The sequence below is a fragment of the Streptomyces sp. W16 genome, assembly GCF_033194735.1.
In the GTDB taxonomy this organism is placed as follows: domain Bacteria; phylum Actinomycetota; class Actinomycetes; order Streptomycetales; family Streptomycetaceae; genus Streptomyces.
In genome coordinates this window covers 1-6,711 of sequence record NZ_JAWOAI010000516.1, presented here as the reverse complement: position 1 = coordinate 6,711, position 6,711 = coordinate 1, and the positions used below count along the sequence as shown (strand labels likewise).

The 6,711-nt window shown below is 71.7% G+C and carries 7 protein-coding genes; 4 read left to right on the top strand and 3 right to left on the bottom strand.

Annotated features, from left to right (window positions below; all coding sequences use genetic code 11):
- Nucleotides 1-166: 166 nt before the first annotated feature.
- The 3 genes from R6V09_RS42305 to R6V09_RS42295 are packed head-to-tail and all read left to right on the top strand — an operon-like array spanning nt 167 to nt 2,732.
- Complete coding sequence (locus R6V09_RS42305) at nt 167-1,156, top strand: ABC transporter ATP-binding protein (RefSeq protein WP_317886802.1); 990 nt, start codon at nt 167-169, stop codon at nt 1,154-1,156.
- A complete protein-coding gene (locus R6V09_RS42300; RefSeq protein WP_317886801.1) occupies nt 1,156-1,947 on the top strand; it encodes an alpha/beta fold hydrolase in 792 nt (263 codons plus the stop codon). The genes R6V09_RS42305 and R6V09_RS42300 overlap by 1 nt, the downstream gene beginning before the upstream one ends.
- Entirely contained in the window at nt 1,944-2,732 is a 789-nt protein-coding gene (locus tag R6V09_RS42295) for an IclR family transcriptional regulator (RefSeq protein ID WP_317886800.1), read from the top strand. Before R6V09_RS42300 ends, R6V09_RS42295 begins: the two co-directional genes overlap by 4 nt.
- On the opposite strand, the gene R6V09_RS42290 is transcribed toward R6V09_RS42295, so the two are convergent.
- Together R6V09_RS42290 and R6V09_RS42285 are read right to left on the bottom strand one after the other, a co-directional pair.
- Nucleotides 2,686-3,492, bottom strand: coding sequence for an alpha/beta fold hydrolase (locus R6V09_RS42290; RefSeq protein WP_317886799.1), 807 nt, complete (start codon nt 3,490-3,492; stop codon nt 2,686-2,688). The two genes, R6V09_RS42295 and R6V09_RS42290, sit on opposite strands and share 47 nt — an antisense overlap.
- 44 nt (nt 3,493-3,536) lie before the next feature.
- Nucleotides 3,537-4,700 carry an Lrp/AsnC family transcriptional regulator gene (locus R6V09_RS42285; RefSeq protein WP_317886798.1) on the bottom strand — a complete coding sequence of 388 codons (1,164 nt, stop codon included), beginning with the start codon at nt 4,698-4,700 and terminating at the stop codon, nt 3,537-3,539.
- Between the two features lie 83 nt (nt 4,701-4,783).
- On the opposite strand from R6V09_RS42285, the gene R6V09_RS42280 reads away from it, so the two are divergent.
- Nucleotides 4,784-6,064: a metal-dependent hydrolase family protein gene (locus R6V09_RS42280; RefSeq protein ID WP_442810252.1), complete on the top strand. Its 1,281-nt coding sequence runs from the start codon at nt 4,784-4,786 to the stop codon at nt 6,062-6,064.
- Nucleotides 6,065-6,069: 5 nt separating this feature from the next.
- On the opposite strand, the gene R6V09_RS42275 is transcribed toward R6V09_RS42280, so the two are convergent.
- Nucleotides 6,070-6,711, bottom strand: a 642-nt coding sequence (locus R6V09_RS42275; protein WP_317886796.1) for an LLM class flavin-dependent oxidoreductase, incomplete at its 5' end; no start/stop codon positions are given.

Sequence of the window (6,711 nt, the reverse complement as noted above, 5' to 3'; positions counted from 1 at the left end):
CGACGCCCTTCCGATCTCCGGTTGCCCGGCTGCCGCTTCGCGCCGCGCTGCCCGCTGGCCGCCGACGCCTGTGCCGAGCCCCAGCCGTTGCGGCCCGTCGGTGACGGGTGGGTGTCGCGCTGCTGGCGCGACCTGGACGACGCCCCGACCGCAGCCGGAGGAAACGATGAGTGAAGCGCAGTCCGACCGGGCCGGGAGCGAGCCGCTGCTCGAACTCTCCGGCATCGGGCACGAGTTCGGCGGTCGCCCGGGCCGTTCCGGTGTCCGGGCGGTCGACGACATCACCCTCGCCCTGAACCCCGGCGAGACGGTAGGCCTGGTCGGCGAGTCCGGGTGCGGCAAGAGCACACTGGGCCGGATCGCGACCAGGCTGTACCGGCCCACGCGGGGTTCGGTGCGCTTCGAGGGCAAGGACATGACGCACAAGCCGAAGGGCGCCGACCTGAAGGCGTTCCGGCGTGCGGTGCAGATGGTGTTCCAGGATCCCAACGGCTCGCTGAACCCCCGGCTGCCGGTGGGCGCCAGCATCGAGGAACCGCTGCGCGCCCGGGGCGTGGCGCGCGCCGACCGGCGTACCCGGCTGGCGGAGGTCCTGGAGGAGGTCGGCCTCGACACGTCGGCCGCCGCCCGCTATCCGCACGAGTTCTCCGGCGGCCAGCGCCAACGCCTCGCGCTCGCCCGTGCGTTGGCCCCGCAGCCGTCCGTGATCGTCCTCGACGAGCCGACGTCGGCGCTGGACGTCTCCATCCAGGCGCAGATCCTCAACCTGCTGCAGGAGATCCAACAGCGCGACCACATCGCCTACTTGTTCATCTCGCACAACCTCGGCGTGGTCCGCCACCTGAGCGAGCGGGTCGCGGTGATGTATCTCGGGTCGATCGTCGAACTCGCCCCGCCGAAGGAGTTGTTCGAGGCTCCGCAGCACCCGTACTCCATGGCGCTGCTCTCGTCCGTCCTGGAACCGGGGGACGACACCGCGCCGGGCGAGCAGATCGTCCTCAAGGGCGAACTGCCCTCCCCCTCGGACGTTCCGGCCGGCTGCCCCTTCTCCTCCCGCTGCTGGCTGGCCGACGACCACTGCCGCAGCGAACGCCCCGCGCTCACCGAACGGACACCGGGCCATCTGACGGCATGTCACAAACCAGGGAGTCACTGATGACGGACACACTGCGTCGCGGCTACGCACCCAGCCGTTTCGGTCAGTTGCACTACGTCGAGTGCGGCACGGGCGAGCCGGTGCTGATGCTCCATCAGACGCCCCGGTCCTGGACCGAGTACCTGGACGTGCTCCCGCGCGTGGGGGCCGTGCACCGGGCCATCGCCATGGACACCCTGGGCTTCGGCGCCTCCGCGAAACCCGACGAACCCCACACGGTCGAACGGTGGGCGGACGCGGCCGACGACCTGATCGAGGAACTGGGCCTGGAGGAATTCCATCTCGTGGGCCACCACACCGGCGGGGTGATCGCGGTGGAGCTCGCCGCGCGCCACGGCAAGCGGGTCTCCAGCCTGTTCCTGTCCGCCACGCCCTTCATCGACGACGAGAAGCGGCGCACGGTGAATCAGCGCAAGCCGGTCGACCATGTCGTCCCGAGCCCCGACGGCTCGCATCTGCTCGAACTGTGGAACCTGCGGCGCCCGTTCTACAAGGACGGCGAGGAGGCCGCCCTCAACCGGTTCATGGTCGACGCGTTGACCGTGCTGGACCGGGTGGAGGAAGGGCATGTGGCGGTCCGGGGCTCGATGCTGGACCAGCGGCTGCCCCTCGTCACCGCCCGCACGCTCGCCGTCTGCGCCTCCGAGGACCACTTCTCGATGCCGGGCCTGGAGAAGTTCGCGGACGCCGGCTGCGAGACGCTGGTCATCCCCGGAGGACACGTCCCCGTGCCGGAGCAGCTGCCCGGGGAGTTCTCCCGGCACATCCTCGACTGGGTGGCGGCGGGATGACCACCGCCGGCGCGGTCCGGGAGGGCGACGAGCGGCCCAACTCGGTGCTCGGCAAGGTGAGTCTGATCCTGTCGGCCTTCGGCGACGACGACTTCTCGCTGGGTCTTGCCGAGTTGCGGGACCGTACCGGCATCGCCAAGGCCACGGTCCACCGGCTCTGCCAGGAACTCGTCGCCACCGACTTCCTGGAACGGGACGGCTGCAACTACCGCCTGGGCGTGCGGCTCTACGCGATGGGCCTGCGCTCCCCGCACCAGCGCACCCTGCGCGCGGCGGCCAGGCCCGTCATCGAGGGCCTCGCGCAGAGCCTCGACAACGCGGTCATCCTGGCGATACCGCACGACTGTGAGCTGCTGTGCGTCGAGAACCTCGGCACCCACCGCAACCAGGCCCGCTCCACCGCCGACGGCAGACGCCTGGAGCTGCACAGCACCGCCGCGGGCAAGCTCACCCTCGCCCTGCTTCCCGAGCAGTACCCGCTCGGCAAGGTCCTGCACTCGATGGTCCGCCGCACCCCACACACGCTGGGCCCCGCCCAACTGCCCGGCGAACTCTGCCGTGTCCGGGAACAGGGCTACGCGGTCGAGGTCGAGGAGAAGCGCCTGGGCTACCTCGCGGTCGCGGTGCCCGTGCGCGGGCGGGACGCCACCTACCTGGGCGCCCTGTCGGTCGTCGCGCCCACCGCGGGCAGCAGGATCACCCGGCTGCTCTCGGCCCTGACCCAGGCATCGAGCATCATCACGACCCGACTCGCTCGCTACGACTCCCTCCGCGTTCCCCACTAGAGACGGGCCCCGCACCGCTCTCGACCAGGGCCGCCACGAACCCCTCGGGGTTGTCCCCCATCATGTGGTGGCCCGCGTCGGGAACCTCGACGACCGGGATGCCGGCCTGCCGGACGGCGGGCTCGTCCGCGTAGGGGCGACTGCGGGTGCCGATCAGCATCACACGCGGCCGGCGAAGGCCGTAGAGGAGTTCCGCTGTTCCCGGGCTGGCCCCGGTCACCAGGCCGACGGCGCTGCGGTGCAGGATCGCGGGGTCCGCCACGCGCATGCGTGCCGCGTAGCCGGGCTCAAGGCCCGCCAGGACCGTGCGGAATCCGTGGCTGACGAAGTCCGCCTCGCTGTACGCGGCGATGGCCCCACTGAAGAGGCCGCCGCCCGCGCGCAGGTTGGGCTCCGCGACGACAAGGCGGGAGACGAGGTCAGGGCGGGTCGCGGCGAGGACGATCGCGACGGCGCCGCCCATCGAGTGCCCGATGAGCACGGCGCCGGTGATCCCGCAGTGGTCGAGGACGGCGGCGACCGTCCCGGCGTGGGCCTCCAGCGTGCCCGGGAAGTCCTTCGGGCGGTCGCTGTAGCCGTGGCCGAGGAGGTCGACGACGATCGCGCGTCCGCCCCGGAGGTCGGGGTGGGCGGCGATCCCCGCGAAGTCGGCGGAGCCCGCGCAGCCAAGACCGTGGAGGTACACCCGGGCGGGGCCCTCGCCGGGGAGGTCGATCCAGCGCAGGTGGCCGCCGGCCTCGGGAAGGTGCAGGGAGCGCATTCGTGGTCCTCAACAGCCTTCTGAGAGAGGGGAGTTGGCCGGTGTCATCGCCAGAGGCGCTTGTCGTCCGGTAGCGCGAGGAGCTGGTGGGTGCCCTGGGGTTCGCGCAGCGGCACGACGCCGACGCAGCGGCCGTCCCGGTCCAGCAGGCGTCCCATGTGCTTGACCGTGCGCAGGACCACCGAGCGGTCGTCGATCACCAGCCGTGGCAGCCGGCGCGACAGATGTGCCTCGAAGGTGTGCACGTCGGCCAGGGCGCGCAGCCACACGTCGATCACCAGGTTGTGCGGTCCCGCGGTGATCGCGCAGGAGCGGACCTCGCGGACGCCGGACAGGACGCGGCTGGTCTCCTCCAGGTACTGGGCGGGTACCGACGCGAAGTACACCGCCGACAGCGGCCAGCCGGACAGCGGCCGGGCCAGGTCGCAGCGCAGGCTCACCCGGGAGGCCAGCAGCGACTGGAGGCGGCGGCGCACCGTGGTGAGACCGACGCCGGTGGCGGTCGCCAGGGCGCGGATCGACATCCGGCCGTCGGAGCTGAGCAGTTCGAGGAGGTGCGCGTCCAGGGAGTCCCAGGGCGCGGCGGGGCCCGTGCCCGTGTCGGGCGGTACGTCCGAGGCGTGGCTCGCCTCGATACGGGCGCACTGGGCCGCGTCCAGGCTGCGCAGCCGCCAGCGGCTGCCCTCGGTGGGGACACCGGTGGAGACATGGGTGCGGGTCGCCCGTACGCCCGGTGTCTGCTGGAAGAGCCGGGTGGTGAGGTGGGCGAGTTCGTCGAGGTCCCGGGTCTGTACGGCGGTCACGACATCGCGGCCACCGGCCGTGATCTTGACATTGGCCACGGCGTGCTCGGCGGCGAGGGCGCGTGCCACCTCCTCCGCGACGCCCGGCTCGGTGTCGACCTCGACGATGCCGGTCACCACGATGCGGGAGTCCGACAGCCGCGGATAGGCGGTGACCCACGCGAGCCCCGTCTCCTCCAGCCGCTGCCAGCGCCGGGCGACCGTCACCGGATTCACGCCGAGGACGTCGCCCACCAGGGTCCATGGGGCCCGCGGGTGGATCTGCAGCGCGTGCACGACTCCGCGGTCCAGTTCGTCGAGATCCGCGGCAGTGAATTCCTGCGCCTCCGGGGACGGCGCATTCCTGCGTCCCCGACTGAAATCAGGGCCGGAAGCTGCACCGTGGCGCGGCGTTGACTCGTCCATTGCAGACTCCCTTTCGCCTGTTCCTGATACCGAGGTTCCCCAGCGCCGAGGTTCCTGATACCGAGGAGTGATTCGGACCCACCATGACGGATGCCATGACGCAAGAGACCTTTCGGACCATTCTGCGCGTCGAGAACGCCCGCCTCATCGACGGTACCGGTGCACTCCCGGTGGCCGACGCCGTCGTCGTCGCGGACGCGGAGGGCACGCTCACCTACGCCGGACCAGCGGCTACGGCCCCACCCGTGCCCGCTGACGCCTCCGCGGTCCGGATCATCGACGCCGGCGGCCGGACCGTGCTCCCCGGGTTCTTCGACTGCCACACCCACCTCGCGTACGCGCAGGGCTCCCCGCCCGGGCGGCGCGGCGAACTCGATCCGGTCCTCGTCACCTACGACACCGCGACCCGGCTGCGGCAGACCCTGGACGCGGGCATCACCACCGCCCGTGACCTGGGCGGACTGTCCACCGGTTTCCGTACCGCCGTCGAGACCGGCCGGATCACCGGCCCCCGGCTGCACACCGCCGTACGGATCATCAGCCACACCGGCGGCCACGCCGACTTCCGCCTCCTCGACGGCACCGACCTCAGCGGTGGCGAGATGGCCGAACTGGCCGACACCGTGGACGAGTCCCGGCTCGCCGTGCGCAGGATGATCCGCGCGGGCGCCGACGTGATCAAGATCTGTGCCAGTGGCGGCATGGCCAGCCCCTACGACCAGCCCGAGGACGAGGGGCTGATGGAGGAGGAGATCCGGGCCGTGGTGGACGAGTGCCGGCGCCACGGCGGCAAGCCGGTCGCCGCGCACGCGCAGGGCACCGCGGGCATCCTCAACGCGATCCGTGGCGGTGTCACCAGCATCGAGCACGGCTACGGCCTGGACGAGGAGGCGCTGGACCTGGCGGGCGAGCGGGGCACCTTCGTCGTGCCGACCCTGTCCACGGTGTTCGCGGGCATCGACAAGGACCTGATGCCGGAGCACCACTACCAGAAGAAGGTCCGCTGGTCGGGCATCACCAAGGAGAACATCGCCCGCGCCATCGACCGGGGCGCCCGGATCGCGCTCGGCACCGACGCGGCCGTCTGCCCGCACGGCCAGAACCTGCTGGAACTCCGCTTCCTCGTGGACCTGGGCATGGACCCCATGGCCGCGATCGTGGCCGGCACCCGTGTCTCCGCCGAGCTTCTGGGCCTGTCCGAGCGGCTCGGCACCCTGACCGCCGGCAAGACCGCCGACCTGGTCATGTGCGAGGGCGATCCGCTCAAGGACATCGGCGTGCTGGGTGATCCCGGCAACATCGTGTGCGTCGTCCAGGGCGGCGTCGTACGCAAGGATCTGCTGCCCGCGGCCGGAGCGCGCTGACCGTCTCACCGTCGGAGGGCCGGCAGGACCGAGGCACCGATGGTCTCGATGAGGTCGGTGGGCGGGTCGTAGGAGCCGACGTGCTGGAGGAACACGTCGGTCACTCCCGAGGCGCGCAGGGTGCGGAGCCGTTCGGTGATCTGGGTGGGCGTGCCGAAGAGGCAGAACTCCTCGGCGAAGCGGACGGCCGCCTCGTCGCTGATCCAGGCCGAGCAGATCTCCACGGCCGCGTCCCAGTCCTCGGCGTGCACGAGGTCCGGATAGACGCCCTCGACCGTCGCGGGGACGTCCACGTCGATGCCGGCGAGGGCGAGGAAGGACGCGCCGCCGTTCTGGGCGATCGAGGCGCAGATCGGTTTGATCAGGCGTGCGTCGGCCTCGATGTCGTCGGTCACCTCGCAGAACGCGGAGACGGTCACCGGGAGTTTCCCGGCGTTCCGGCCGGCCGCCTCGGCGCCCTCCCGGACCCGGGCCATGGCGGCGGTCAGGGTGCGCGGTGAGACACCGCTGAGCAGGATGACCCCGTCGGCGATCTCCCCGGCGAGGCGCAGGTTCCGGGGTCCGCTGGCCGCCAGGTGCAGCGGCACGGACGGCTGCGGGTCGCGGAGCCGGGACCGCACCTTGCCCTCGAAGTCCCACTCGCGCCC

Bases quoted from the DNA above. Each gene is read 5' to 3' on its own strand.
- R6V09_RS42295 (WP_317886800.1), top strand. From the start codon at position 1,944: ATGACCACCGCCGGCGCGGTCCGGGAGGGCGACGAGCGGCCCAACTCG.
- R6V09_RS42290 (WP_317886799.1), bottom strand. From the start codon at position 3,492: ATGCGCTCCCTGCACCTTCCCGAGGCCGGCGGCCACCTGCGCTGGATC.
- R6V09_RS42300 (WP_317886801.1), top strand. From the start codon at position 1,156: ATGACGGACACACTGCGTCGCGGCTACGCACCCAGCCGTTTCGGTCAG.
- R6V09_RS42280 (WP_442810252.1), top strand. From the start codon at position 4,784: ATGACGGATGCCATGACGCAAGAGACCTTTCGGACCATTCTGCGCGTC.
- R6V09_RS42285 (WP_317886798.1), bottom strand. From the start codon at position 4,700: ATGGACGAGTCAACGCCGCGCCACGGTGCAGCTTCCGGCCCTGATTTC.
- R6V09_RS42305 (WP_317886802.1), top strand. From the start codon at position 167: ATGAGTGAAGCGCAGTCCGACCGGGCCGGGAGCGAGCCGCTGCTCGAA.